This window comes from Mesorhizobium sp. ESP-6-2 (genome assembly GCF_020164675.1).
Classification (GTDB): domain Bacteria; phylum Pseudomonadota; class Alphaproteobacteria; order Rhizobiales; family Rhizobiaceae; genus Mesorhizobium.
Map to the genome: position 1 here is coordinate 96,244 of NZ_JAIUGT010000015.1, position 26,843 is coordinate 123,086.

The window sequence follows — 26,843 nt, forward strand, 5'->3', positions numbered from 1 at the left end:
GACATTTTGCCTGCCATGTCTCCCGCACGATGCGCAGCCGGTCATCGGTGCTGACCAACTCCGCCCGCGCGCCCGCGCGGCGTCGCAACAGGCCCAGAAATGCCAAAGGCGAGTGTCACAAGCTGCCCCTCGGAGAGATCGCAACTTGGGCACGGCGGCGCCAAGGAACTGCAACGGGGGCGACTGCGAACCCGGTCAAGGCCAATTCCGGTTCTCACGCGGCCACCAAAACGCCTTGCGCGGGCGCGCCGTATCGGGCAAACCGGCGTTTCTCCGCCGATTTTTCCCGTCCGAGGTTCCATGTCCACGACGATTTCGCCACTCGCGCCGAAGAAATATCCCAAGATGCCTGAGATCGAGGGGGTGCGCATCGCCACCGCCGAAGCGGGGATAAAATACAAGAACCGCACCGATCTCCTGGCCATGGTCTTCGAGCCCGGCACGGCGGTCGCCGGCGTGTTCACAAAGTCGAAATGCCCCTCGGCGCCAGTCGATTTCTGCCGGCAGAACCTTACCGCGGGCAAGGCCCGGGTGCTCGTCGTCAATTCCGGCAACGCCAATGCCTTCACCGGCAAGAAGGGCCGGGACTCCACCGCGCTGACGGGCGAAGCGGCAGCCAAGGCTGCCGACTGCACGCCAGGCGAGGTGTTCCTGGCCTCTACCGGCGTCATCGGCGAGCCGCTTGACACAACCAAGTTCAGCCATCTGCTGGCCGGGATGGTCAGCAACGGCAAGCCCGACCTGTGGACCGAGGCGGCCAAGGCCATCATGACCACGGACACTTATCCGAAGGTGGCGACGCAGACCGTCAAGCTCGGCGACACCGATGTCACCATTAACGGCATTTCCAAGGGCGCCGGCATGATCGCACCCGACATGGCCACGATGCTGTCCTTCGTCGCCACCGATGCGCCGATCGCCGCCCCCGTGCTGCAAGATCTGCTGTCGCGCGGCACGGCCAAGACCTTCAACGCGGTGACCGTCGACAGCGACACCTCGACCAGCGACACGCTGCTGCTCTTCGCCACCGGAAAGGCCGCCAAACGCGGCGCGCCGGAGATAACCGATCCCAAGGATGCCCGCCTGGGGGCGTTCCGCCGTGCGCTCGGCAAAGTGCTGAAGTCGCTGGCGCTGCAAGTGGTGCGCGACGGCGAGGGTGCCCGCAAGCAGGTCGAAGTCACCGTCACCGGCGCGAAATCGGCTCGCTCGGCCAAGCGCATCGCGCTCTCGATCGCCAATTCGCCGCTGGTCAAGACGGCGGTCGCCGGCGAGGACGCCAATTGGGGCCGCGTCGTCATGGCCGTCGGCAAGGCCGGCGAGCCGGCCGACCGCGACCGCCTGTCGATCTGGTTCGGCGACAACAGGCTGGCGCATGAGGGCGAGCGCGATCCGGCCTATTCGGAGGAAGCGACCTCGGCCTATATGAAGCGCGACGACATCCGCATCCGCGCCGATATCGGCATCGGCCGCGGCAAGGCGACCGTGTGGACCTGCGACCTCACCAAGGAATACGTCGCCATCAATGGCGACTACCGGAGCTGACGGACTTGGTTTCCAAACATCCGGCCAGCATGCTGGCGACAGTGCGCCGCTATGAGGCGGCCGGGTTCCGTGCCTGGCCCGCGGCGGCAGTCCATTATGACGGCACCTGGGTGGTGCGGCTGACGGCCGGGCATCCGGCCAAGCGGCTGAATTCGGTCAACCCGCTCGATCCCGGCGACACCCAGCACATCGCCGACCGCATCGGCCGCGCCAGCCGCCGTTTCGATGCCTATGGCAGGCCGCTGACCTTCCGCATGTCGCCGCTATCGGGTCCGGATCTGGCCAGCCATCTCGACCGCGAGGGTTGGAGCCGGTTCGACGAATCGCTGGTGATGCGGCTGCCGCTGGCCGATGCCCAACTCGATGCCGCCATGGACCAGATCCCGTTGAAGGACATCAGCCGCTTCATCGGCGCGTCGCTGAAGGTCAGCGGCTCGGACGCGTCGCTGCGGCCAGGCCTGTCGGAGATCATCGGCGCGATCCAGCCCGAAGCCGGGCTGTTCGCGCTCGAGGATGGAGCGGAACCACTGGCGACGCTGATCTGCGTCCATGATGGCGATCTCGCCGGCCTGTTCGAGGTCGCCACCGACAAATCGGCACGCAACAAGGGCCACGGCCGCAACCTGATCCTGTCGGCGCTGAAATGGGCGCGGCTGCGCGGCGCGCGGGAAGCCTGGCTGCAGGTCGAGGCAGGCAATGTGCCGGCGCTGGCGCTCTATCATTCGCTCGGCTTCGACGAGGTCTATCGCTACCACTACCGCCGGCCGCCTGTTCATGGGTGAAATCGGGCATGAATGATGTGACAATCGCCGGCAAGCGCCTGCTCCTGGTCGCCGCCTGCGCCCTGGTCGACGCCGACGGGCGCGTGCTCCTGGCGCAGCGGCCCGAGGGCAAGCAGCTTGCCGGGCTGTGGGAGTTTCCCGGCGGCAAGGTCGAGCCCGGCGAAACGCCGGAGCAATGCCTTATCCGCGAACTCTATGAGGAGATCGGGATCGAGACCGAGATCCCGTGCCTTGCGCCGCTCACCTTCGCCAGCCATAGCTACGACGATTTCCATCTTTTGATGCCGCTGTTCATCTGCCGCCGCTTTCGCGGCATCGCCCAGCCGAAGGAGGGGCAGGCGCTGAAATGGGTGCGGCCCAAGCAGATGCGCGACTACCCGATGCCGCCGGCCGACGCTCCGCTGATCCCGTTCCTGGTCGACCTTCTGTAGGCGAAACAGAACTCCCCCGCCTGCGGCCGAGCGGAGCTGCGGGGCCGCAACAGCCGACATTGCCGCATGAGCCAGCATTAATGGAAGATTTATCTCATCATGAAAAATTGATGCAAGGCTGCCTCGTCGCGGCCGTGCCGGCGATTTTCTGGGGAGCGACAGCATGAGCCTTGAAAGGGAATGGGACTCTATCCGGCCCGACCGCAGCTTTCGCGCCGCGGATGCGGGCATGGGCGTGCTGCGCGTCACGCTGCTGTTCGGTTCGGCCGCGGTGGCGCTGGCCCTGATCGCAACGCCTTTCCTCGACAGCCAGACGCGCGCGCAGCCTATCCGCGACTTTGCCGGCGGTCTCGACATGACAGCCACTGGTTCGATCACTCGTCGCGATATCTATACCGTGCGCCGCAGCGTGCTGCAGCCGCAGCCCGATTCGGTCTGCATCATCCGATCCGACGGCCGGACCAGCGGCGACTGCTGATCGGGTCCAAGACGTTTTCAGAGGCGGCGGTTTCATCGCCTATTAAGCCTGTGCCGTTAACCTTTCTTAACAGGTCGGCGGTATGGTTCCGGCAAGAGGGATCGACGTGATGAAAACAGTGCTGCTGCGTTTCCTGAACGATGAAAAGGGCGCCACGGCCGTCGAATACGGCTTGATCGTCGCCGTACTGTCGCTGACGATCGTCGGCGGCATCAGCCAGGTCTTCAACGCGATCACCTGGCTGTTCAGCGACAATGGCAGCAGGCTTGCCAACGCTTTCGCACCCTGATCTGGCTGTCCGCGTCCGCGGACACTGTCATTGCCCCTTAGGCTGCTCCAACACAGTCTTCAGCGAAATCTTGGCCGAACCCGGCTTGAGCGGCTTTTGCTGCGATGCATCGGGCGCCCAGCCGGACATCCAGACCATCGAAAAGCTTGCGCGGATGCGACCGTCGGGATCCGAAAACCGCTCGGCGTAGATTTGCGCGGCGCGGGCGAACAGCTGGCGTGTGCCCGGCCGCCGGCTGCGATCGGCAAGCGCGCTGGTTTCGCCCATCGCACGCAAATCGGCCATCAGGTTGAAAAGGCTGTCATAGCGCACCGTCACCGTCTCGACATCGGCGACCGGCAGAGCGAGGCCGGCGCGCTGCAGCAGCGCTCCCGCGTCGCGAACGTCGGTGAACGGAATGACGCGCGGGCTGGCGCCGCCGTAAAGCTCAGTCTCGGCCGCCAGCAGGCTTTCACGCAATTCGCCGAGCGTGCCGGCGCCGGCGAAGGCGCCGAGGAAAAGCCCGTCCGGACGCAGCGCACGGCGGATCTGCACCAGCATGCCGGGAATGTCGTTCATGGCCTGCAGCGACAGAAGCGACACCGCCAGATCGAGGCTTTGCGGCTCGAAGGGCACGGTTTCCAGCGGCGCGACCATGCCGGCGGAATCGCCCAGGAAAGCCGCATCCGCCTCGATACGGACGATGTCCGCCACCTTGCCGCTCGCGGCGAGGATGTCGGCTGCGGCCGACGTCTGGCAAAACAGCACCGCTGCCTTGCTAAACCTGCGCTCCACGGCACCCAGCCGGTCGGCAAGATCGTCGGCACTGCGCCGCATCAGGAAATCCGCGCCACCGACCGGATGATCGAGCGCGCGCCGCTTGTGCGCCAGCCACAGTGAGGTGTCCATTATCGGCAGCAAACGGGCAGATCCTTGTTTGTCCATTCCCCGATGGAGTTGATATAGTGGCGCACAGCACCCACCACGTGGCCGATCCCATGCCCAAGATCAAGCCTCTGGACATCAGGAACCTTGCACGGTCGGCGGCGAACTGGCCGGCGCGCATCCTGTTCCCGCCGGTCTGTGCCGGCTGCCGCAGGCATGTCTCGCAGCCCGGCGTTCTGTGCGGGGTCTGCTGGCCGAAGCTGCGCCTCCTGGAGCGGCCCTGGTGCCCGGTGATGGGCACGCCCTTCACCCACCATATGGGAGAGGGCTTCCTGTCCGCCGAGGCGATCGCCGATCCGCCGCCCTTCGAGCGGGCGCGGGCGGCCGTCGCCTATTCCGGCGTCGCCCGCCAGATGGTGCAGGGGCTGAAATACCAGGATCGCACCGACCTGGCGCCGTGGATGGCGCGCTGGATGCTGCGCGCGGGCGCCGACCTCATTGCCGAGGCGGATGTCGTGGTGCCGGTGCCACTGCACTGGCGGCGTTTTTTCAGGCGGCGCTTCAACCAGTCGGCCGAACTGGCGCGCGCCGTTTGCGAATTGAGCGGCCTGTCTTTCGCACCTTCCGCCATGCGGCGGGTGAAACTCACCCGCCAGCAGGTCGGGCTGGAGCGGCAACAGCGCGAGGACAATGTGCGGGCCGCCTTTCGCGTGCCCGCCGAAGCGGAAATCGAGATCGCCGGCCGTCGCGTGCTTTTGATCGACGACGTCTACACCACGGGCGCCACGGTTCGCGCCGCCAGCAAGGCGCTGAAAAAAGCAGGGGCCGGCGCCGTCGACGTGCTGACCTTCGCACGCGTGCTGCCGGGGGACTTTCGGGCCGACGAGTCCACGACTATATAAGTCGGCAACAAACAGTGGAAATTCGTCATGGTCGACGTCACCATCTATACACGCATGATGTGCGGCTACTGCACGGCCGCCAAGCGGCTGCTCGAGCGCAAGGGCATCGCCTATACGGAGCATGACGCGTCGTTTTCGCCGGAACTGCGCCAGGAGATGATTTCGCGCGCCCATGGCCGCACGACCTTTCCGCAGATTTTCGTCGGCGACACGCATGTCGGCGGCTGCGACGACCTCCACGAGCTGGAGGCGCAAGGCCGGCTGGACAAGTTGCTCGCCAATGGCTCGACGAATTGAGGATATGACGATGGGTGTTTTCAAGGCGGCCGCGATCCAGATGCGTTCGGGCGAGAGGCCAGAGCGCAACGCAATCGAGCTCGAGCGGCTGGTGCGCGAAGCAGCCGGCCAGGGGGCCAGCTACATCCAGACACCGGAAATGACCGGAGCGCTGGTGCGCGACAAGAAGGCCGTGTCTTTCACCTCAGAGGACAAGGACATCATCGTCGCGACCGCCCGCCGACTGGCCCGCGAACTTGGCGTCCACCTGCATGTCGGCTCGACCGCCATCCTGCGCGCCGACGGCAAGCTCGCCAACCGCGCGCTGCTGTTCGGACCGGACGGCGCCACGCTCGCGTCCTATGACAAGATCCACATGTTCGACGTCGATCTCGACAACGGCGAGAGCTGGCGCGAATCCGCTACCTACGAGCCCGGCACGGAGGCGGTCGTCACGGCCATCGAAGGCGCCAAGCTGGGCTTTGCCGTCTGCTATGACCTGCGGTTTCCGCAACTGTTCCGCGCCGAGGCGCTGGCCGGCGCCGACCTGCTTTCCGTGCCCGCCGCCTTCACCCGCCAAACCGGCGAGGCGCATTGGCACGTGCTGCTCAGGGCCCGCGCCATCGAGAACGGCGCCTACGTCGTGGCCGCTGCGCAAGGCGGCCTTCACGAGGACGGCCGCGAAACCTATGGCCACTCGCTGATCATCGATCCCTGGGGCCGCGTCATCGCGGAGGCGGCGCACAATGAGCCGGCGGTGATCGTCGCAGAGATCGACCCGGCGCAGTCGCTGGCGGCTCGCAAGAAGATCCCCAATCTGAAAAATGCGCGGGATTTCGCCGTCAATGCCGGTTCGTCCGAGGCATCGCGTCTCAGGGGAGCGGCCTCTTGATCCGCTTCTCCCTGATCTGCGAAAACGAGCACGAGTTCGAGGGCTGGTTCCGCAGCAATGACGATTTCGACACGCAGAAGAAGCGTGGCTTCGTCGATTGCCCGACCTGCGGCTCGCGCAAGGTGGAGAAAGCCCTGATGGCGCCGGCCGTGTCGACGGCGCGCAAGCAGGAAACGATAGCGCTCGCCATGGGCGAGGCGCAGAAGCAGGCGCTGGCGCAACTGAAGGCAATGGCCGAGAAGGTTCGCGAGAATGCCGATTATGTCGGCGACAAATTCGCCGAGGAGGCGCGCAAGATCCATTTCGGCGAGACCGACCCGCGCGGCATCTATGGCGAGGCGACGCTGGAGGAGGCCAAGAGCCTGGCCGAGGACGGCGTCGAGTTCATGCCGATCCCGGTGTTTCCAGAGGATCGGAACTGAGCGGTCAGCTCACGCTGCCGATCAATTTTTCAAGCAGGCGCGAAAGCGTTTCCCGTTCGGCTTGCGTCAGGCCGGAAAGGATCTCGTGCTCGTTGGCGACATGGGCAGCAACGGCCTCGTCGATCAAAGCGAGACCTTTTTCAGTCAGCCGCACGACGATGCCGCGCCGGTCGTTGGGATGCGGACCGCGCACGATCAACCCTGAGGTTTCGAGCCGGTCGAGCCGGTTGGTCATGGCGCCCGAGGTCACCATCGTCGCCTCGTAAAGGGCGGTCGGGGTCAGCGCGTAGGGCGCGCCCGAGCGGCGCAACGTAGCCAGCACGTCGAATTCGCCGGCCTGCAATCCATAGCGCGCAAACAACGGCGCGAGGCGCTCGCGGGCAATCAGCGAGGACGCTTCATTCAACCGCCCGATCACGCCCATCGGCGAGACGTCAAGGTCCGGCCGCTCCCTGTTCCATTGTTCGATCGCTTTTGCCGCCCTGTCCATCTATTCCGCCCATGTATCTTGACGTTAAGAATCTTTTCGTTATCTTATCGGAAAATGAAGTGGCGGCCAAGTGCCGGCGACGATGACGAGGACCATCAGATGAAATTTCTCTGGGATTCGGCGCTTGGCCTGCTGGTCGTGACAGGCGCTCTGCTTGGCCTGACGCTGCCGTTCGGCAAGCTTGCGACCGCCGCCGGCGTTCCAGCCATGGTCTGGGCCTTCGTCATCTCGCTCGGCGCTGGCGGCGTGCTGTTGCTGGCTCTCCTGCTGCGTGGCGAGCGCATCAAGCTAACGGTGCGCAAGCTGCGCTATTTCCTCGTCACGGCGGCAGTGTCTTATGCCTTTCCAAACCTCTTGATGTTTTCGGCCATCCCGCATCTCGGTGCGGGATACACGGGCATCATGTTCACGCTGTCGCCGGTGATCACGCTCGTGTTCTCGATCGTGCTTGGCGTGCGGCGCCCCAACCTGCTCGGTGTGATCGGCATTGCCGTCGGCTTCATCGGTGCGGTCATGGTCGCGCTCACACGCGGCGAGGCCGGCCAACCGGCCGATTATTTCTGGGTAACGATCGGATTGCTGATCCCGGTCAGCCTTGCCGCAGGCAACATCTACCGCACCGTCGACTGGCCCGAAGGAACCGGCCCGATCGAGCTTGCCGTGGGCAGCCATCTGGCGTCGGCGACCTTGCTTCTCCTCGGCATCCTGATGCTTTTCGGCTGGCAAGCGTTTGTTCCGCTGGGCGCGGTACCGCTTGTGGTCGTCGCGCAGATGGCGTCGGCTTCGGCAATGTTTGCCTTCTTCTTCCGGCTGCAGGCGGTGGGCGGCCCGGTCTATCTCAGCCAGATCGGCTATGTGGCGGCGGCCGTCGGGCTGTTTGCCGGCACGATCTTCCTCGGCGAGCACTATCAGCTGCTGACCTGGGCAGGCGCTGTCATCATCACGGCCGGCGTGTTCATCACCACCAAGGCGCAAAGCCGGACCAGCGCGAGGGCGCAGAGTCAGGCGGCGTGAGCCGGTTCAGACCGTGCCCTTTTCCGCCAGCACCATGTAGTTGACGTCCATGTCTTTCGACCGCTGCCAGCGGTCGGCGAGCGGGTGGTAGACGACGCCGGTGCGGTCGATGACGGTCAGGCCGGCGCCGCCGAGCGCCTTTTCCAGCTCTTCCGGGCGCACCAGCTTGCCGAACTGATGAGTGCCGCGCGGCAGCCAGCGCAGCACATATTCGGCGCCGATGATGGCCAGCCCTAGCGCCTTCAGCGTGCGGTTGATCGTGGCCACGAACATGATGCCGCCGGGCTTGACCATCTCGCCGCATTTGGCGACGAACAGGTCGATGTCGGCGACATGCTCGACCACTTCCATATTGAGAATAACGTCGAATTTTTCGCCAGCGTCGGCCAGGTCCTCGGCCGTGGTGGCGCGGTAGTCGATCGTCACGCCGACTTCGGCGGCGTGCAATTTGGCCACTTCGATATTGGTGGCGGAAGCATCGGCGCCGACCACTTCGGCGCCAAGCCGCGCCATCGGCTCGCACAGCAGGCCGCCGCCGCAACCGATGTCGAGAAAGCGCAGGCCCTCGAATGGCCGTGCCGCGCGCGGATCGCGGCCGAAGCGCGTTGCCACCTGGTCGCGTATATAGGCAAGCCGGATGGGGTTGAACTTGTGCAGCGGCCGGAACTTGCCGTTCGGGTTCCACCATTCGGCGGCAAGGGCGGAAAAGCGCTCCACTTCTCCGGCATCGATCGTCGATCGTCGGGGCTCTGGCATCGATTGGTCTCCTCGGACGCTAGCAAGTCGGGCGTGGGGGTGGGAAAGTCAAGGCTGCATTTTCGCCTGCTGACGGTACGCGGGCCGGCACTGCCGACAAGCGCCCTCTATTGCCGGCGGTGCCCTGTCAGGACATGTCAGCTCGGGGGCACCTCGGCCGAAACAAAAAAGCGGCGGCGTGCGAAAAAAGGAAAATCGTGTTGAGAAAAGGAGATGGCCGTGATTCAGACCGCATCGATCCTTTGGCGCAGGCTCGACCTTGAAGGTCACGATTCCTGCATGCTCTCGCAGCGGCCCGGCGGGCACCGCCTGAAGGGGCAGGCCATCTTCCTGCAAGACGACAAGCCGTGTTGCATCGCCTATGAGGTGGATTGCGATGCCGGCTGGCACACGCGCTCGGCACGGGTCGAGGGCTTTCTCGGCCCGCAAGAGCTTTCCCTGGGGATCGAACGCCGCGCCGACGGCTCCTGGGCGCTGGATGGCGAGCCGCAGCCGGAGGTGGCCGGCCTGATCGACGTCGACCTCGGCTTCACGCCGGCTTCGAACCTCCTGGCGATCCGCCGGTTCGCGCTCGCCGTCGGCGAGGCGACGCCCGCGCCGGCCGCCTATCTGGCCTTTCCCGAGCTCAGAATGACGCGGCTCGACCAGACCTACAGGCGCCTCGACGCGGCCCGCTATGCCTATGCCGCGCCGGCGTTCGGCTATGAGGCGGTTCTGGAGGTCTCTCCACTCGGCTTCGTGCTCGACTATCCACATTTGTGGAAAAGCATCGTGCGCCCGGGTTGACGCCCGTCGCCGCGGGGGCCTTGCCGGTTGGGCCCTGCGCAAAATGAAGTTACCGTCCAGCCCGCGCGCGGCGCTCTTCTTATGAGCCGTCGCTTGCGAAGCCTGGATGTTTTGGCTAAGGAGGCCGCGCATTCAGCGGCCGGCGCCAGCCGGGCGCTTTCCTCGGTTTTTCGGCCCAGAGCCGGCTTCAGTCAAAGGCATTTCGCTTCCATGGCGCGTATCGTGATGAAATTCGGCGGAACCTCCGTCGCCGACATCGCCCGCATCCGCAATGTGGCGCGTCACGTCAAACGGGAGGTCGATGCCGGCCACGAAGTGGCGGTTGTGGTCTCGGCAATGGCCGGCAAGACCAACGAACTGGTCGGCTGGACGCGCGAAGCCTCGCCGATGCACGACGCGCGCGAATATGATGCCGTCGTCGCCTCCGGCGAGCAGGTGACGGCAGGCCTCCTGGCGATCACCTTGCAGAACATGGGCGTGCACGCCCGCTCCTGGCAGGGCTGGCAGATCCCGATCAAGACCGACAACGCGCATGGCGCGGCACGCATCCTCGACATCGACGGCGCTTTCCTGGTCAAACGCTTCGGCGAGGGCCAGGTGGCCGTCATCGCAGGTTTCCAGGGCATCGGACCGGACAACCGCATCGCAACGCTTGGTCGTGGCGGCTCCGACACCAGCGCGGTGGCGATCGCGGCCGCCGTCAAAGCCGACCGTTGCGACATCTATACCGACGTCGACGGCGTCTACACTACCGATCCGCGCATCGAGCCCAAGGCGCGGCGGCTGGCCAAGATATCGTTCGAGGAAATGCTTGAAATGGCCTCGCTCGGCGCCAAGGTTCTGCAGGTGCGTTCGGTCGAGCTTGCCATGGTGCACAGGGTGCGTACCTTCGTGCGGTCGTCCTTCGACGATCCCGACGCGCCCGGAATGGGGGATTTGCTCAATCCGCCCGGAACGCTTATTTGCGACGAGGAAGAGATCGTGGAACAGCAGGTCGTCACCGGAATTGCCTATGCCAAGGACGAGGCGCAGATTTCGCTGCGCCGTGTCGGCGACCGGCCGGGCGTCGCCGCCGGCATCTTCGGGCCGCTGGCCGAGGCCAACATCAACGTAGACATGATCGTCCAGAACATTTCCGAGGACGGCAAGCTTACCGACATGACCTTCACCGTGCCCTCCGGAGACGTCGACAAGGCGCTGGCCGTGCTCGACCGGCTGAAGGCCGATGTCGGCTACGACGTCGTCCAGTCGGAAGCCGGCATGTCGAAGGTCTCGGTCATCGGCATCGGCATGAGAAGCCATGCCGGCGTTGCCGCCACCGCCTTCAAGGCGCTGGCCGACAAGGCGATCAACATCCGCGCCATCACCACCTCCGAGATCAAGATTTCGATACTGATCGACGGTCCTTACACGGAACTCGCGGTTCGCACTTTGCATTCCGTCTACGGTCTGGATAAGCAGTAGCAGACTGAATCAGTTGTTGCGTGCGTGCCGGCGGCGGCCGAAACTGCGCCGGCAGGAAGCCTATTGGAGAAGAAGCCGCGATGCGTGACCCGGCCAGTGGCCCGCGCGTTCTGCTGAAACGGCTCCGCGAGCTCATGCAGGAGCCGCTGGAGCCGCAGGAGCGGCTCGACCGCATCGTGCGCGACATTGCCTCCAACATGGTCGCCGAAGTGTGCTCGCTCTATGTGCTGCGCGCCGATTCCGTGCTCGAACTCTACGCCACCGAAGGCCTGAACCCGAACGCGGTGCACCTGGCGCAGCTCAGGCTGGGGCAAGGCCTGGTCGGCACGATCGCCGCCAGCGCGCGGCCGCTCAACCTGTCCAATGCGCAGGAACATCCGGCCTTCGCCTACCTGCCGGAAACCGGGGAAGAGATCTACAATTCCTTCCTCGGCGTGCCGGTGCTCAGGGCAGGGCGCACGCTGGGCGTGCTGGTGGTGCAGAACAAGACCATGCGCCATTACCGCGACGACGAGGTCGAGGCGCTGGAAACCACCGCCATGGTCATCGCCGAGATGATCGCCACCGGCGATCTGGCGCGACTGACCAGGCCCGGCCTCGAGCTCGACCTGCGCCGCCCCGTCAGCTTCACCGGCCTGTCCTTCAATGAGGGCGTCGGGCTCGGCCATGTCGTGCTGCACGAGCCGCGCATCGTCGTCACCAACCTGTTCAACGAGGACAGCGAGGAGGAAGTCCGCCGGCTCGAGGCATCGCTCGGTTCGCTCAGGCTCTCCATCGACGACATGCTGGAACGCCGCGACGTCGCCTTCGAGGGCGAGCACCGCCAGGTGCTGGAAGCCTACCGCATGTTCGCCAACGACCGCGGCTGGGTACGGCGGCTGGAAGAGGCGATCCGCAACGGCCTGACGGCGGAAGCTGCGGTCGAAAAGGTGCAGAGCGACATGCGCGCCCGCATGCTGCATATGACCGATCCTTATCTGCGCGAGCGGATGAGCGATTTCGACGATCTCGCCAACCGGCTTCTGCGCCAGCTTATGGGACGCGGGCCGGAGGATGTCGCGGCCTCGCTGCCGAAGGACGCCATCATCGTCGCCCGCTCGATGGGCGCCGCCGAACTGCTCGACTATCCCCGGGACAAGCTGCGCGGGCTGGTGCTCGAGGATGGCGCCGCCACCAGCCACGTCGTCATCGTCGCGCGCGCCATGGGCATTCCAGTCGCCGGGCAGATGAAGGGCGCCGTTTCCATGGCGGAAAATGGCGATGCCATCATCGTCGACGGCGAGGAAGGCGCGATCCATCTTCGTCCACAGTCGGATCTCGAAGCCGCCTATGCCGAAAAGGTGCGGTTCCGGGCGCGCCGGCAGGAAGTCTACCGCGAACTGCGCAAGAAGCCGTCGGTGACCAAGGATGGCGTTGCGGTCGACCTTTTGATGAATGCCGGGCTTGCCGTCGACCTGCCGCAACTGGCCGAGTCGGGTGCCGCCGGGATCGGCCTGTTCCGCACCGAATTGCAGTTCATGGTCGCCTCGACCTTTCCCCGTGCCGAGGCGCAGGAGCGGCTCTACCGCGACGTGCTCGATGCCGCGCGCGGCAAGCCGGTGACCTTCCGCACCATCGATATCGGCGGTGACAAGGTGCTCCCCTATTTCAAAGGCGCCATCCAGGAGGAGAACCCGGCGCTCGGCTGGCGGGCGATCCGCCTGACGCTGGACCGTCCGGGATTGCTGCGCACCCAGATACGCGCCCTGCTCAAAGCCTGCGGCGGGCGGGAGCTCAAGCTGATGCTGCCGATGGTCACCGAGCTTGGCGAGATCGCCCAGGCGCGCGAAATCATCGACCGCGAGGTGCGGCATCTGTCGCGCTTTGCCCATCATTTGCCGACCAGCCTCAAGCTCGGGGCGATGCTGGAGGTGCCGTCCCTCCTGTTCCAGCTCGACGAGTTGATGAAGGCGGTCGACTTCGTCTCGGTAGGCTCGAACGACCTGTTCCAGTTCGTGATGGCGGTCGACCGCGGCAACACGCAGCTTTCCGATCGCTTCGACACGTTGTCGACGCCGTTCCTGCGGGTGCTCAAGACCATCGCCGATGCCGGCGCCCGCAACCACACGCCCGTCACTCTGTGCGGCGAACTCGCCGGCAAGCCGATCTCGGCAATGGCGTTGGTCGGCCTCGGTTTCCGCTCTATCTCGATGTCGCCCGCTTCGATCGGTCCGGTCAAGGCGATGCTGACCGAATTGCCGCTGGAGGCGTTGAAAGCGTTCTTCGACGACAATCTGATGGCGCCGGCCCAGGGGCTGCCGATGCGGGCGCTGCTGCAGGCCTTTGCCGACGACCGCTCAATTCCGTTATAGCACCTTTACAATGATCTCCCTTCCCCGCGACCGCATGGATCAAGTCGTCAAGCGTTTCGAAATGCTCGAAGCGCAGATGTCGGCTGGCCCGGCGCCGGATGCCTATGTGAAGATGGCATCGGAATATGCCGAGCTCCAGGAGATGGTTGCCAAGGTCAGAGCCTTGCGCTCGGCCGAGCAGGAGCAGGCCGATCTCGAGGCGATGCTCGCCGACAAGGGCACCGATGCCGAAATGCGGGCGCTCGCCGAGGCCGACCTGCCAGAGGTCGATGAGCGCATCGAAGCGTTGCAGAAGGACATCCAGATCCTGCTCTTGCCCAGGGATGCGGCCGACGACAAGAACGCCATCCTGGAAATCCGCGCCGGCACCGGCGGCGACGAGGCAGCATTGTTCGCCGGCGACCTGTTTCGCATGTATGAGCGCTATGCCGCTTCGCGCGGCTGGCGGTTCGAGACGGTATCGGCCAGCGAAGGGGACGCCGGCGGCTATAAGGAAATCATCGCCACGGTTTCCGGCAAGGGGGTTTTCGCGCATCTGAAATTCGAGTCCGGCGTCCACCGGGTGCAGCGCGTGCCCGCGACCGAGGCCAGCGGACGTATCCACACCTCGGCGGCGACGGTGGCCGTGCTGCCCGAGGCGGAGGAAGTCGACATCGACATCCGGGCCGAAGACATCCGCATAGACACGATGCGCGCGTCGGGTTCGGGCGGCCAGCACGTCAACACCACCGATTCGGCGGTGCGCATCACCCATTTGCCCACCGGCATCATGGTGGTGCAGGCGGAGAAATCGCAGCACCAGAACCGGGCCAAGGCCATGCAGATCCTGCGGGCCCGACTCTACGACCTGGAACGCAGCAAGGCCGACGAGGAGCGCTCGGAATCGCGCAAGTCTCAGGTCGGCTCCGGCGACCGCTCAGAGCGCATCCGCACCTACAATTTTCCGCAAGGTCGCGTCACCGATCATCGCATCAACCTGACGCTCTACAAGCTCGACCGGGTGATGATGGGCGAACTCGACGAAGTCATCGACGCGCTGATCGCCGACCACCAGTCGAAGCTGCTCGCCGATATCGGCCTCGATGGCTGATCCTTTGCCCCAGGCACTGGGGCCGCTGCTGCGGGCAGCGAGAGCGCGCCTGGCCGCGGCCGATGATCCCGCGCTCGATGCGAGACTGATCGTGGAGCACTTTTCAGGCACGACCCGCACGCAGGCCATTGCCGATCCCGAACATGCGGTCGATGCCGCCGCTCTTGTCCAGATCGACCGCGCCTTGAGGCGCCGCGCGGGCGGCGAGTCGGTGCACCGCATACTAGGCTATCGGGAGTTCTACGGGTTGCGGCTGTCGCTGTCGCCGGAAACGCTCGAGCCGCGGCCCGACACCGAAACGCTGGTCGAGGCCATACTGCCCTTCGTCAGGGCAACCGTCATGCGCGAGGGCGAGTGCCGCATCCTCGATCTGGGAACCGGCACCGGGGCCGTCGCGCTGGCGCTGCTCAGCGCCGTGCCGGCAGCGGTTGCCATAGGGGTCGACCTCTCGGAGGGGGCGCTGAAGACAGCAACGCGCAATGCTGCGCAATTGGGGCTTGGCGACCGGTTCACGACGCTGCTGTCCGACTGGTTCGAAAAAGTTTCTGGCCGATACCATGTAATTGTCGCAAACCCTCCCTATATACGATCGGAAGACATCGGAAATCTGCAGGATGAAGTCCGCGATTTCGACCCGCGCCTGGCCCTGGATGGCGGCGCGGATGGGTTGGGCCCTTACAGGGTCATCGCCGCTGAGGCGGCTAAGTTTCTGGAAGCCGGAAGCAGGATTGCGGTCGAGATCGGCTACACACAGCACATCGACGTCACCGCTATATTTCGCTCGTTCGGCTATGCGGTCGCCGGTGCGTTCGGCGACCTCGGCGGAAACGACAGGGTTCTTGTCTTTCAACGGGGAAAGCCTTGACGCAGTGCGAAAAAAACCGCTTGGCAATGCCGGGGAATGCGGCTAGGGTCGCCTTAACCGGATGAGACGAAGCAGGCAGTGCTCTTAGCGATTCGGTTTTCCTTGGAAATAGCTGCCTTCTTGCGCAAACGACGCCCAAGCTTCGTGCGGGAATCGTCCGGCAAGTGATGTAACCGGAACAGGATGGCACGTGGCGCCAACGCAATTGATGCGGGCGAACGCCGGTGAAGAAACGAAACGGCTGGCTGCATGAGCGCCACCGTTCGTGAAGAGTTTTCGAAAATTTCAATATGAAGAGAGTCGAATGAGGCCACAACAGCAGAACAGGCGCATGCGCGGTCGCAACAACAATGGCGGCGGCAACAACAACAATAACAACAACCGCAAGGGGCCAAATCCCCTGACGCGCAACTACGAGAGCAACGGCCCGGACGTGAAGATCCGTGGGTCTGCTCAGCAGATCGCTGAAAAATACGCCACCCTTGCCCGTGATGCGCAAAGCTCCGGCGACCGGGTGATGGCGGAGAACTATCTCCAGCACGCCGAGCACTATAATCGCATCATTGCCGCCGCGCAGGCGCAGATGCCGATCCAGAACGTCCAGCAGAATCGCGACGAATTCGACGATGATGGCGATGAGGATCGTGACGAGTTCGACAATGCCGGCAACGCCGGCAACAACGTTGCGGATGCGCCGGTTCCGGTGATCAACCACGGCGCGGGTCCGCAGCCGGTTATCGAAGGCATGCCGGCCGAAGTCGCGCTGAACCGGGAAAACGGCCGCGATCGTGATAATCGCGATCGTGATAATAATGGCGGGCGCAACAGTGGCGGCCGCGACAACAATGGCGGACGCCATCGCGACCGCCGCCCCAATGGCGGCTATGGCCAGAACAGCCAGCGCGGCGATTATGGTTCGTCCGCCGAGCAGGGTGCCCAGCAGCAGCGCAACGAGACGGCCGAACAGGCCGAGGTCGCCACGCCAGCCGAATCCGCCGCGCCGGTCGAGCAGGCGGCGCCGCTGTTCGAGAACCTGTCGCCGGCCGGGCTCGCTGCCCAGGCCGAACTCAATGAGACGGCCGCGGAGACTAGTCCCAGCCGTCGTCCGAGGCGCCCGCGCCGCCCGCGCGGCAATGCCGACCAGATCACCAGCGGCAACGACAATGCCGGCGCTGGCGAGGTGGCCGCGGCGCCAACGGACAATGGCAACGCCGACACAGCGGTCGCCGACATCGACAACTGAGCGGCGACGCTTCCATGCATTTAACGGCGGAGAGAAATCTCCGCCGTTTTCGTTTGCGCGGCTGTGGAATATTATGCTTTCGCAGCCATCGAGACGTCTTGAGGGTTCGCGGGTTGCGCACCATATCAGCCTCAACTGGACCCGGCTCCAACGGGCGGGTCCGTCACCGCAATCTGATCCGGTGCCGCAAAGCGGGCCGGTGATGGAAGGAGACAGGTATGAATCTCGAGAAATACTCGGAGCGCGTGCGCGGCTTCATCCAATCCGCGCAGACCATGGCGCTCTCGCGCAACCACCAGCAATTCACCCCCGAACATATCCTGAAAGTGCTCGTCGATGACGACGAGGGTCTGGCTGCGTCGCTCATCGAGCGCGCCGGCGGCAGCGTCCGCGACGTCAAGCTCGGCATCGAGACGGCACTCGAAGCAATGCCCAAGGTGGAGGGCGGCAACGGCCAGCTCTATCTGGCACAGCCGCTGGCCAAGGTGTTTTCGACGGCCGAGGAACTGGCCAAGAAGGCCGGCGACAGCTTCGTCACGGTCGAAAGGCTGCTGACGGCGCTGGCAGTCGAGAAATCGGCCAAGACATCAGACATACTGGCCAAGGCCGGCGTCACCGCGCAGGCGCTCAACCAGGTGATCAACGACGTCCGCAAGGGCCGCACCGCCGATTCGGCGAATGCCGAACAGGGCTATGACGCGCTGAAGAAATACGCGCGCGATCTCACCGCCGATGCCCGCGCCGGCAAGCTCGATCCGGTCATCGGCCGCGACGACGAGATCCGCCGCACCATCCAGGTGCTGTCGCGCCGCACCAAGAACAATCCGGTGCTGATCGGCGAGCCGGGCGTCGGCAAGACGGCGATCGCCGAAGGCCTGGCGCTGCGTATCGTCAATGGCGACGTGCCGGAATCGCTGAAGGACAAGCAGCTGATGGCGCTCGACATGGGCGCGCTGATCGCCGGCGCCAAATATCGCGGTGAGTTCGAGGAGCGGCTGAAGGCCGTGCTTTCCGAGGTCACTGCCGCTGCCGGCGGGATCATCCTGTTCATCGACGAGATGCACACCCTGGTCGGCGCTGGCAAGGCCGACGGCGCCATGGATGCGTCCAACCTCCTGAAGCCGGCGCTGGCGCGCGGCGAACTGCACTGCGTCGGCGCCACCACGCTCGACGAATACCGCAAGCATGTGGAGAAGGATGCCGCACTCGCCCGCCGCTTCCAGCCGGTCTTCGTCGAGGAGCCGACGGTGGAAGACACGGTCTCGATCCTGCGCGGCCTGAAGGAGAAATACGAACAGCACCACAAGGTGCGCATTTCCGATTCGGCGCTGGTCGCGGCGGCGACGCTGTCCAACCGTTACATCGCCGACCGGTTCCTGCCGGACAAGGCGATCGACCTCGTCGACGAAGCCGCTTCGAGGCTTCGCATGCAGGTCGATTCCAAGCCCGAAGCTCTGGACGAGATCGACCGCCGCATCATGCAGCTCAAGATCGAGCGCGAAGCGCTGAAGGTCGAGAAGGACGAGGCTTCGAAGGACCGGCTTGCCCGGCTCGAGAAGGACCTCGCCAGCCTCGAGGAGGAATCGACCGAGATGACCTCGAAGTGGCAGGCCGAGAAGCAGAAGCTCGGGCTCGCCGCCGATCTCAAGAAGCAGCTTGACGAGGCGCGCAACGAACTGGCCATCGCCCAGCGCAAGGGCGAGTTCCAGCGCGCCGGCGAGCTTGCCTACGGCAAGATCCCGGAACTGGAAAAGAAGCTGAAGGAAGCCGAGGCCCAGGACGGCAAGGCCGGCATGGTCGAGGAAGTGGTCACGCCCGATCATGTCGCCCACATCGTCTCGCGCTGGACCGGAATTCCGGTCGACAAGATGCTGGAAGGCGAGCGCGACAAGCTGTTGCGTATGGAAGACGAGATCGGCAAGCGCGTCGTCGGCCAAGGCGAAGCGGTGCAAGCGGTTTCCAAGGCAGTGCGGCGCGCCCGCGCCGGCCTGCAGGATCCGAACCGGCCGATCGGCTCGTTCATGTTCCTCGGCCCGACCGGCGTCGGCAAGACCGAACTGACCAAGGCGCTGGCGAACTTCCTGTTCGACGACGAGAGCGCGATGGTGCGCATCGACATGTCGGAGTTCATGGAGAAGCATTCGGTTGCCCGATTGATCGGCGCGCCTCCCGGCTATGTCGGTTATGAGGAAGGCGGCGCGCTGACCGAAGCGGTGCGGCGCCGGCCCTACCAGGTCGTGCTGTTCGACGAGATCGAGAAGGCGCATCCCGACGTGTTCAACGTGCTCCTGCAGGTGCTCGACGACGGCCGACTCACCGATGGGCAGGGCCGCACGGTCGACTTCCGCAACACGTTGATCATCATGACCTCGAACCTCGGCGCCGAATATCTGGTCAATCTGGGCGAGGACCAGGATGTCGACCAGGTTCGCGACGAGGTGATGAACGTCGTCAAGGCGTCGTTCCGGCCGGAGTTCCTCAACCGCGTCGACGAGGTGATCCTGTTCCATCGGCTGCGCCGGCAGGATATGGGCCGCATCGTCGAAATCCAGCTCAAGCGGTTGGAAAACCTGCTGGTCGACCGCAAGATCACGCTGTCGCTGGACCAGGAGGCGATCGACTGGCTGGCATCCAAGGGTTACGACCCTGCCTATGGCGCGCGGCCGTTGAAGCGGGTGATGCAGAAGGACCTGCAGGATCCGCTGGCTGAGAAGATCCTGCTCGGCGAGATCCTCGACGGCTCGACCGTCAAGGTAACGGCCGGCTCCGACCGGCTGAACTTCCGTTCGAAGCCGACGGTCGTCGCGACCGAAGCGGCAGCCTGATTGAACGCCGCGCGCCGGGCAGGGCGCGCGGTTTTTTTCATGTCATTCGGCAGGAGCGCGCATGACGCTGGACGACTATAACGGCTTCTGCGCCTCGCTGCCCGCCACATCGCATGTCGTCCAGTGGGGCGGCGCCCATGTCTGGAAGGTCGGCGCCAAGGTCTTTGCCATCGGCGGCTGGAGCGAGGGCCGCGACCCTTCCATTACCTTCAAATGTTCCGATATTGCCTATGATGTGCTGAAGGAGCAGCCGGGCTTGCGGCCCGCACCCTACCTTGCCTCACGCGGCATGAAATGGATCCAGCGCCAGACAAGCTAGAGCATGGATGATGGCGCGCTAAAGGATTATCTGCGCGAGAGCCATCGTCTTGTCGCGCTGAAGCTGACGAAGCAGGCGCGAAAGGAACTGGGACTTGCCGGAGGCTAGAGCGCGTCACGTTCGACGGATTCAGGCGACGCGCTTTAGCTCTTTGTTCTATGCATGTCGTTCACCCCAAACCGGGCCGCTTTTGGACGATATGCATTTAGCTGATATTCCTCGAGGCGCCGGAAAACCGCCATCTTCATGCCCGGTTCATATTGGAACCTTATGGTCGGGCGGTGGTTCGCTGGCGAAGGACTCGCTACGCGCGGAAGCCGCCGGCCACGGCAATTACGGACCGGAGAGTTTGCCCACCATGTTGCGGACGATCTTCACCCTTTCGGCACTTGCGGCCCGACTGGCGTTTTCAAGCGCGTTCGCCGCGCCGACCGAGGACGCTTCGCCGCGGGTCGTCCGCCCCGCTGATGACGGCGGCATCCTGCTGGCCCAGGACGGCAATCTCGACATCTATTACGACGCCAGGGGCAACCGCGTCATCGTCGATGCGGACACGGGCAAGGTCATCGCCATCCAACCGCCGCAGACCAGGCTCGACCGACGCGCGCTGCGCCGCGAGACACGGCTGCGCGAACTCGGCCGCGTCCCCGCCGACGACGACCGCTACTATCTCGACGATCCGGAAGACATGGCACGCTTCCGCCGCAGGCAGATGGAAGACGAAGGCCGGGTCATCGCGCCGCCCGTCCAGGAATATGATCCCTATGGCGACAATTCCGTCGAGGCCTACCCGCCGGCCCCCGGCGGCGACGAGGACAACTATCCGGAAGTGCCGCAGCCGGCAACGCCGCCCTCCATCAAGCGCCAGCCGCTGAACGAGGCCTCGATAGAGCCGGCCCAGCCCACGGCTCCCGCCGCGCAGCCGGCGCCCGCAGACGAGGCGGGATTACCGCCGAAGGCGGGAGGCAAGACTGTGGTCGACCCGTCGCTTTCGCTCGGAGCACGCCAGGATGTCGCGGCTCTGCAGGTGCTGCTTGATCGCGGCGGCGCTTCGCCTGGCGTCATCGACGGACGCTTCGGTTCGAATGTCGACAAGGCGCTGGCGGCCTACAACCAGATCACCGGCAGCAATCTGCGATCGACCGACGCCGTCGGCATCCAGGCGGCCCTTGCACAATCGGGCGGCGATGCCTTGGCCAACTACACGATCACTCCCGAGGATGCGGCCGGCCCCTACGTCGCGTCGATCCCGGAAGATTACAGCCAGAAGGCGCAGCTCGACCGCATGGGCTATACGTCCGTCGCCGAAGCGCTTGCCGAGCGCTTCCACATGGACGAGAACTATCTCAAGGCGCTCAACCCGGAAGCCAATTTCAACCGTCCCGGAACGATCATCAAGGTCGCCAATTTTGGCAGACTGGTGTCGACGCCGGTGGCTCGCATCGTCGCCGACAAGGGCAAGAAAGAGGTCTTTGCCTATGATGCGGCGGGCAAGCTGGTCGCGGCCTATCCCGCCACCATCGGCTCGTCCGACACGCCGTCGCCGTCCGGCGTTCATGCCGTGTCCCGTGTCGCGCTCGATCCGAACTACACCTACAATCCCAACATCAATTTCAAACAGGGCGAGAACAACAAGGTCCTGACCATTCCGCCCGGCCCGAACGGCCCTGTCGGCTCGGTGTGGATCGCCTTGGACAAGCCGACCTACGGCATTCATGGCACGCCGGATCCCTCGAAGATCGGCAAGACCGAAAGCCATGGTTGCGTGCGGCTGACCAATTGGGATGCCCGCGAACTGGCCAAGCTGGTTTCGCCCGGCGTGACGGTGGAATTCGTCGACTGAGACCATGCGGCGTTCGTCGCTGGTTAGAGCGGTTCAGTGTTCGATAGACTTCCGAGCCGCTCCAGCGCTACACGTTTTTCTCGGGAAACCGCCACGTTTTTCCTGGAATTGCTCTACCCGATAATCCTGCGCAACCATTTCGCGCTCGGTGTCGCGGCATAAATCAGCTGCACCATGAGAATGAAGCCGACGCTGAGCAGCGGGGTAACCAGACAGAGCAGGGCGCCGACCGCCCACAGAAGCTGCGCCTTGACGATGCGCAGGTGGACCGTGCGTTTGGTTTCGGCGTCGACATCATCCGCCAGAAAGCCATTTTTCTCCGCATAGTGCCAGCTGGCGATCAGAGTGACGCCGAGCATCAGCAGGTTGAGCCAATAGACGGCGACCGCGGTTCTGAACTCAAGGAAGTCGGCCAGAAGATCGGTCGAGAACGGCAACAGGGCGATAAAGGCGAGAAAGCACAAATTGAGCGTCGCCAGCCGCCTGTCGGATCTGGTGATCAACCCATGCTGCGCCTGCTGGCCGAACCAGAAGATGGTCAGCGTCAGGAAGGAAAGCGCATAGGTCAGGAAGCGCGGCGCCAACGCCAGGACGGCGTCGATGAGATCGCCTTCGGAATGGATCGCCTCGTGCGTCGGCACACGAATCTCCAGAACGATCAGGGTCAGCGCGATGGCGAAGACGCCGTCGGTCAGCCCGACGACGCGGTGGAGCCCGGACTGGGATGGTTCGAGCGGTCGCTTCATCGATTTTCTCTCCTGTCTGATCGGCTCCCGTCCGATGCCGCGTGCAAAGCTTAGCATGCCGGTATTTGTTTGCACCTGGGTGAGCCGGCACCTGCCAATGCGGCCAGGTCGCAGCGCAGCTGGTTTCAACGACCGGGACCGCTGGCTGGTTGTTGCGGGCGCGCTGCGGGTTTATGCAGGTTGCATGCATTCACCGAGCAAAGCCGCTGCCGTCCCGCCGCCGACCGCCAACGGTACGTTCTGCCCGCAGTCGCAGCGGCGCTATGTGCTGATCGCCGCGATCCTGGCTTCAGCGCTTGGTTTCATCGACGGTTCGATCCTTGCCATCGCCACGCCGGCAATCCGCGTCGATCTCGGCGCCAGCCTGGCGCAAGCACAGTGGATATCCAATGCCTACGCGCTGACGCTTTCGGCGCTCATCCTTGCCGGCGGTGCTGCGGGCGACCGCTTCGGCCTGCGCCGCGCATTCGTCGCTGGCATCGCGCTGTTCATCGCCGCTTCATTGGCCTGCGCGCTGGCGCCCAATCCGGCGGTGCTGATCGCGTTTCGTGCAATCCAGGGCGTCGGCGCGGCGATCATGGTGCCGGGCAGCCTTGCCATCATCGCCAAGGCCTATCCGAAAAAGGAGCGCGGCCGCGCAATCGGCATCTGGGCCGCCGCTTCGGCGCTGACGACAGCGCTCGGTCCGGTGCTGGGCGGTTTCGTGCTGTCGACCCTCGGCAATGGAATCTGGCGTGCGATATTTGCCATCAACCTGCCGCTTGGGCTGGTTTCGATCTACCTGCTGCTCGCCAAGATCCCGGCGGATCGGCCGACCGAAAAGCGCAGCCTCGATCTTGGCGGCGCGGCGCTGGCGACACTGGCCTTCGGGTTGCTGGCCTACGGGCTGACGGCGATGAACGCGGAGGCTGCCGGATTCATGTCGGGTTCGGCAATCGTTGCCGGCGTAGTCCTGCTTTTCGTCTTCATTTTCTACGAGCGCCGGCAGCGCGAGCCGATGATCGATCTCAATCTGTTTCGCATCGGCGCCTTCGCCGGCGCCAATCTCGCGACCTTCTTCCTCTATTTCGCGCTGTCGGCCAATCTTTTCTACCTGCCCATGCTTTTGATCGCCGGCTGGGGGCTGAGCACGGCCGAGGTCGGCTTCATCTTCCTGCCGCTGTCTGCATTGATCGCACTGCTGTCTGGGCCTGTCGGCCAGTGGTCCGACCGGATCGGACCGCGTTTTCCGATCGCCAGCGGCAGTCTGGTGGTTGCCTTCGCCTTCGCCGGGCTTGGCTTGTTGACGCATGCCGGTATCCACAATTTCTGGACCGGAACATTTCCGCTGATGGCGCTGATGGGGTTCGGCATGGCGCTGGTGGTGTCGCCGCTGTCGACCGCGATCATGACGGCGGTGGAAGACAAGGATACGGGCGCGGCCTCCGGTATCAACAATGCCGTCTCGCGCATAGGCGGCCTGATCGCGGTTGCTGCTATGGGGTCGCTTGCCGCCTGGGTCTACGCGAAGGCCCTGGATGGCAGCGCCTTGCCCGGCGTGCCGGGGTTCGGTGAACCGGCGTCGACCGGACTGGCCCCGGCTGTCGACGCGGCAAGGCTTGCCGCCAGCGACGCCGCATTCTCGGCTGTTTCCTTTGTAACGGCGCTGCTTTGCTTGCTTTCGGCTGTCATCGCCTGGATGACGATTTCAGGCGAATCATTGCCATGGCGCCGGCCCGCCGAAAATCCTCGCGACTGACGGGTGGATCGAAGGAACTATCCTTCGATCTTGGCGCTCGCGACCTTTAGCGAATCACTGTCTTCCTGCTTCAGCAGGTCGTCGATGCGCTCGCGTTCACGCTTGAAGGCGACAAGGTCGTCGCCCTTCAGCACCTTGCCGACCGGCAGGCGGACGCGCATCGGATCGACCTTGGTGCCGTTGACGATCAACTCGTAGTGAAGATGCGGGCCAGTGGCGAGGCCGGTCTGGCCGAGATAGCCGATGGTCTGGCCCTGGCGGACGTGAACGCCCGGTTCGATGCCTTTGGCAAAGGCGCTCTGGTGATTATAGGAGGTCTCATAGCCGTTGGCATGGCGAATGATGATCTGCTTGCCATAGCCGCCGGCCCAGCCGACCTTCTCGATGACGCCATTGCCGGCGGCGATGATCGGCGTGCCGATGGGGGCTGCCCAGTCGACGCCGGTATGCATGCGGACATAGCCGAGGATCGGGTGCCTGCGCGCGCCAAAGCCGGAGCGGAACTTTCCGGCGGGCAACGGATTGCGCAACAGGAACTGCTGGGCGCTCGAGCCGTCCTCGTCGAAATAATCCGTGCTGCCGTCCTGCATCTGGAAGCGGTAGAAATTGCGCGTCTGTCCGCCGAAGGTCGCCGAGACGTAAAGCAGTTCGGAATTGTCCGAGGTCTGGTCGTCGCCGTCGGGCTGCGAGAACAGCACTTCGAGACGGTCGGCCGGGTTGAGGCGGGACTGGAAGTCGACGTCTGAGGCCAACAGCTTGATCAGCCGCTGCGTCATGGCCTTGGACATGCCGTAGGAATAGGCGGCACGGTAGATACCGTCATAGACGTTGGGCAGGTTACCGCGCACCACCACCGGCGCCGACGAATCATCGAACGCCGTCAGCAACTCCGGATTGGGCTCCGGTTCCTGCGCGGGCACATACTGGCCGCGATCGTCGAGCGCTATGGTGACGATATGCTGGGTCCGGTCGTAGACGCTGGTGCGCACGACCTTGGCGGCGTCGCCATGAACCTCGAGACCGACACGCAGCACGGTTCCAGCCTTGAGCGCCGGGGCATTCAAGAGCTTGGTGATCGCCTCGGCCATGCCTGCGGCGTCCTCGCCCGTATAGCCCGAATCTGCGAAGGCTTCCGTGATGGCGAGATCCTTGGTGAAAGGGATGATTTCCTCGGCGAAGGCCGGTGCCTGATCGTCGGCGTTGGCACGCGGCGCGACCGAAACGTTTTCCGGCACGATCCTGACGTCGTAGGAGCCGGCCATGCTCTCGGCAAAGGCCTCGCCAAATCGCTGCGGGTCGACATAGTGGAGCGAAGCGACCTGGACGGCGCCGTCGCTGAGATCGGTGCCGGCCTCGCGCACTACCTTTTCCACCTCGTCGGCGGAAAGGTCGCTCTTTTCATCGAAGGAAGCCGTTTCAATGGGGAAATCGACGGTCTTCAGGCTCATTTCGCTTTCGACCTTGGTGCCGTAGATCTGGCCCGGCGTAGCGGCGGCCGTCGCCGGTTGCGCCGATGCGTCGTCACCGTCGTCGCCGAACACCTGCATCGGATCAAAGGGCGGGTAGGGTCGGTTGGTGGTATGGCCGGCCGCCAATGCCATCTTGATCTGCACGAAAGGCATGGTGTGGATGACATCGCGGTCGCCGACCTTGGTGACCATCGACACTTCCATGCGTCGACGATCCTTGGCCTTGGCGATCTGGCGTGGCGCCACCAGCCTGGTGGTCTTGGCCATCTCGCCCGAATCGCCATTGCCGGCGAGGCCGATCAGTTCGGCGATCTCAGGTGGCGTCGCCAGTTGCTGGCGCCCGTCGAGGGCGGCGAACAGCGCCACGCCCATCAGCACGCTTGAGGTCACGCCGGTCAAAAACGTGCCCGACAGCCAGCGCGCGGAAACCTCGCGCCGGTCGGGGGGGCCACTGCGGCCGTCCGCAATAAGCGGCGGCTCGTTGCCGAGTTCGGCTATGACATCTTCCGTATCTGGCATCCAGAAAGGCTGCTTTTTCCCCGGGCGGAACGGCTTGTCGCTTTTGTTGTGGCCATGACATTTGCCTGTCACGGCAGGTTAAGTCAACGAAGCCTCGGGCCCCGGTCGAATTCCCCTCGCGCGCTTCTCTTATAGAGCGCTCTGCAAAGAGGGCGGCGTTCCCCCTATCGAGGGCTCATCGCACACCTCTATATGAGGCTCTCAAAAGAGGCACCGCGCCGCTGCGCTGCGCCCGCTTTGTTGGTGCTGGTGTCGAACGGCAATGCGGCGGCAATAGGGCTCCTTCGTGGCTGGATACTCCTTGACGTCCTGTTCCCCAACGGCAGCCAGCTATCGACAAATCGGGCCTGAAATTTCTGTCGCAAAAAATTCAAAAACATCTGAGATCGGTGTTGACAGTTTGTCAGGGTGGCGACTATATACGCCTCACGAACGAGGGCGGTGCGC

General features: G+C 64.4%; 24 protein-coding genes and 1 pseudogene. 20 read left to right on the forward strand and 5 right to left on the reverse strand.

Annotated features, from left to right (window positions below; translation table 11 throughout):
- The first annotated feature begins 300 nt into the window (after nt 1–300).
- From argJ to LB532_RS29360, 5 genes are all read left to right on the forward strand, one after another.
- Nucleotides 301–1,542 carry a bifunctional glutamate N-acetyltransferase/amino-acid acetyltransferase ArgJ gene (gene argJ, locus LB532_RS29340; protein WP_140640332.1) on the forward strand — a complete coding sequence of 414 codons (1,242 nt, stop codon included), beginning with the start codon at nt 301–303 and terminating at the stop codon, nt 1,540–1,542.
- 29 nt (nt 1,543–1,571) lie between these two features.
- Nucleotides 1,572–2,324, forward strand: coding sequence for a GNAT family N-acetyltransferase (locus LB532_RS29345; protein WP_140640617.1), 753 nt, complete (start codon nt 1,572–1,574; stop codon nt 2,322–2,324).
- An 8-nt stretch (nt 2,325–2,332) separates the two neighbouring features.
- Nucleotides 2,333–2,755: a (deoxy)nucleoside triphosphate pyrophosphohydrolase gene (locus LB532_RS29350; RefSeq protein ID WP_140640334.1), complete on the forward strand. Its 423-nt coding sequence runs from the start codon at nt 2,333–2,335 to the stop codon at nt 2,753–2,755.
- Nucleotides 2,756–2,918: 163 nt separating this feature from the next.
- The gene (locus LB532_RS29355; RefSeq protein WP_140640336.1) at nt 2,919–3,233 is read left to right on the forward strand and encodes a hypothetical protein; all 315 of its coding nucleotides are present in this window, start codon (nt 2,919–2,921) and stop codon (nt 3,231–3,233) included.
- A 109-nt stretch (nt 3,234–3,342) separates the two neighbouring features.
- Nucleotides 3,343–3,522, forward strand: a complete 180-nt coding sequence (locus LB532_RS29360; protein WP_140500916.1) for a Flp family type IVb pilin — start codon at nt 3,343–3,345, stop codon at nt 3,520–3,522.
- A gap of 27 nt (nt 3,523–3,549) precedes the next feature.
- On the opposite strand, the gene LB532_RS29365 is transcribed toward LB532_RS29360, so the two are convergent.
- Complete coding sequence (locus tag LB532_RS29365) at nt 3,550–4,422, reverse strand: methyltransferase domain-containing protein (protein WP_140640338.1); 873 nt, start codon at nt 4,420–4,422, stop codon at nt 3,550–3,552.
- A gap of 65 nt (nt 4,423–4,487) precedes the next feature.
- Here LB532_RS29365 and LB532_RS29370 point away from each other — a divergent pair, with 65 nt between their 5' ends.
- Genes LB532_RS29370 through LB532_RS29385 form a run of 4 tightly spaced genes read left to right on the forward strand, consistent with a single transcriptional unit; the run spans nt 4,488 to nt 6,878 of the window.
- A complete protein-coding gene (locus LB532_RS29370) occupies nt 4,488–5,288 on the forward strand; it encodes a ComF family protein (RefSeq protein ID WP_140640619.1) in 801 nt (266 codons plus the stop codon).
- 27 nt (nt 5,289–5,315) lie between these two features.
- Nucleotides 5,316–5,585, forward strand: coding sequence for a glutaredoxin 3 (gene grxC, locus LB532_RS29375; protein ID WP_140500918.1), 270 nt, complete (start codon nt 5,316–5,318; stop codon nt 5,583–5,585).
- A 10-nt stretch (nt 5,586–5,595) separates the two neighbouring features.
- Nucleotides 5,596–6,456: a carbon-nitrogen hydrolase family protein gene (locus tag LB532_RS29380; RefSeq protein ID WP_140640340.1), complete on the forward strand. Its 861-nt coding sequence runs from the start codon at nt 5,596–5,598 to the stop codon at nt 6,454–6,456.
- Nucleotides 6,453–6,878 carry a DUF1178 family protein gene (locus LB532_RS29385; protein WP_140640342.1) on the forward strand — a complete coding sequence of 142 codons (426 nt, stop codon included), beginning with the start codon at nt 6,453–6,455 and terminating at the stop codon, nt 6,876–6,878. Before LB532_RS29380 ends, LB532_RS29385 begins: the two co-directional genes overlap by 4 nt.
- Before the next feature lie 4 nt (nt 6,879–6,882).
- Here the strand turns inward: LB532_RS29385 and LB532_RS29390 are convergent, their stop codons facing one another.
- Entirely contained in the window at nt 6,883–7,368 is a 486-nt protein-coding gene (locus LB532_RS29390; RefSeq protein WP_140625588.1) for a MarR family winged helix-turn-helix transcriptional regulator, read from the reverse strand.
- A gap of 99 nt (nt 7,369–7,467) precedes the next feature.
- Between LB532_RS29390 and LB532_RS29395 the strand changes: the two genes are divergently transcribed.
- A complete protein-coding gene (locus tag LB532_RS29395; protein WP_140640344.1) occupies nt 7,468–8,382 on the forward strand; it encodes a DMT family transporter in 915 nt (304 codons plus the stop codon).
- Between the two features lie 6 nt (nt 8,383–8,388).
- Here the strand turns inward: LB532_RS29395 and ubiG are convergent, their stop codons facing one another.
- On the reverse strand, nt 8,389–9,138 hold the full coding sequence (gene ubiG / locus LB532_RS29400) for a bifunctional 2-polyprenyl-6-hydroxyphenol methylase/3-demethylubiquinol 3-O-methyltransferase UbiG (protein WP_140513840.1): 750 nt from the start codon (nt 9,136–9,138) through the stop codon (nt 8,389–8,391).
- A gap of 213 nt (nt 9,139–9,351) precedes the next feature.
- Between ubiG and LB532_RS29405 the strand changes: the two genes are divergently transcribed.
- The 9 genes and pseudogenes from LB532_RS29405 (at nt 9,352) to LB532_RS29445 (ending at nt 21,924) form a co-directional block, all read left to right on the forward strand.
- Nucleotides 9,352–9,924 carry a putative glycolipid-binding domain-containing protein gene (locus LB532_RS29405; RefSeq protein WP_140640346.1) on the forward strand — a complete coding sequence of 191 codons (573 nt, stop codon included), beginning with the start codon at nt 9,352–9,354 and terminating at the stop codon, nt 9,922–9,924.
- A 210-nt stretch (nt 9,925–10,134) separates the two neighbouring features.
- A complete protein-coding gene (locus tag LB532_RS29410; RefSeq protein WP_140640348.1) occupies nt 10,135–11,388 on the forward strand; it encodes an aspartate kinase in 1,254 nt (417 codons plus the stop codon).
- Between the two features lie 80 nt (nt 11,389–11,468).
- Entirely contained in the window at nt 11,469–13,739 is a 2,271-nt protein-coding gene (ptsP, locus tag LB532_RS29415) for a phosphoenolpyruvate--protein phosphotransferase (protein ID WP_140640350.1), read from the forward strand.
- 10 nt (nt 13,740–13,749) lie between these two features.
- A complete protein-coding gene (gene prfA / locus LB532_RS29420; protein ID WP_140500926.1) occupies nt 13,750–14,829 on the forward strand; it encodes a peptide chain release factor 1 in 1,080 nt (359 codons plus the stop codon).
- The gene (gene prmC / locus LB532_RS29425) at nt 14,822–15,694 is read left to right on the forward strand and encodes a peptide chain release factor N(5)-glutamine methyltransferase (protein ID WP_140640352.1); all 873 of its coding nucleotides are present in this window, start codon (nt 14,822–14,824) and stop codon (nt 15,692–15,694) included. The genes prfA and prmC overlap by 8 nt, the downstream gene beginning before the upstream one ends.
- 304 nt (nt 15,695–15,998) lie before the next feature.
- Complete coding sequence (locus LB532_RS29430) at nt 15,999–16,937, forward strand: DUF4167 domain-containing protein (RefSeq protein ID WP_140640354.1); 939 nt, start codon at nt 15,999–16,001, stop codon at nt 16,935–16,937.
- A gap of 218 nt (nt 16,938–17,155) precedes the next feature.
- Nucleotides 17,156–19,762, forward strand: a complete 2,607-nt coding sequence (gene clpB, locus LB532_RS29435) for an ATP-dependent chaperone ClpB (protein WP_140500939.1) — start codon at nt 17,156–17,158, stop codon at nt 19,760–19,762.
- A gap of 61 nt (nt 19,763–19,823) precedes the next feature.
- Nucleotides 19,824–20,189, forward strand: a pseudogene (locus tag LB532_RS29440) (MmcQ/YjbR family DNA-binding protein).
- Nucleotides 20,190–20,439: 250 nt separating this feature from the next.
- Nucleotides 20,440–21,924 (forward strand): L,D-transpeptidase family protein, encoded by a 1,485-nt coding sequence (locus LB532_RS29445; RefSeq protein ID WP_140640356.1) that lies wholly within the window; start codon nt 20,440–20,442, stop codon nt 21,922–21,924.
- 113 nt (nt 21,925–22,037) lie between these two features.
- On the opposite strand, the gene LB532_RS29450 is transcribed toward LB532_RS29445, so the two are convergent.
- A complete protein-coding gene (locus tag LB532_RS29450) occupies nt 22,038–22,670 on the reverse strand; it encodes a TMEM175 family protein (RefSeq protein ID WP_140640358.1) in 633 nt (210 codons plus the stop codon).
- A gap of 184 nt (nt 22,671–22,854) precedes the next feature.
- Here LB532_RS29450 and LB532_RS29455 point away from each other — a divergent pair, with 184 nt between their 5' ends.
- On the forward strand, nt 22,855–24,408 hold the full coding sequence (locus tag LB532_RS29455) for an MFS transporter (RefSeq protein ID WP_140640360.1): 1,554 nt from the start codon (nt 22,855–22,857) through the stop codon (nt 24,406–24,408).
- Nucleotides 24,409–24,425: 17 nt separating this feature from the next.
- Here LB532_RS29455 and LB532_RS29460 read toward each other — a convergent pair whose 3' ends face one another.
- Nucleotides 24,426–26,396: a M23 family metallopeptidase gene (locus LB532_RS29460; protein WP_181169393.1), complete on the reverse strand. Its 1,971-nt coding sequence runs from the start codon at nt 26,394–26,396 to the stop codon at nt 24,426–24,428.
- Nucleotides 26,397–26,843 lie beyond the last annotated feature (447 nt).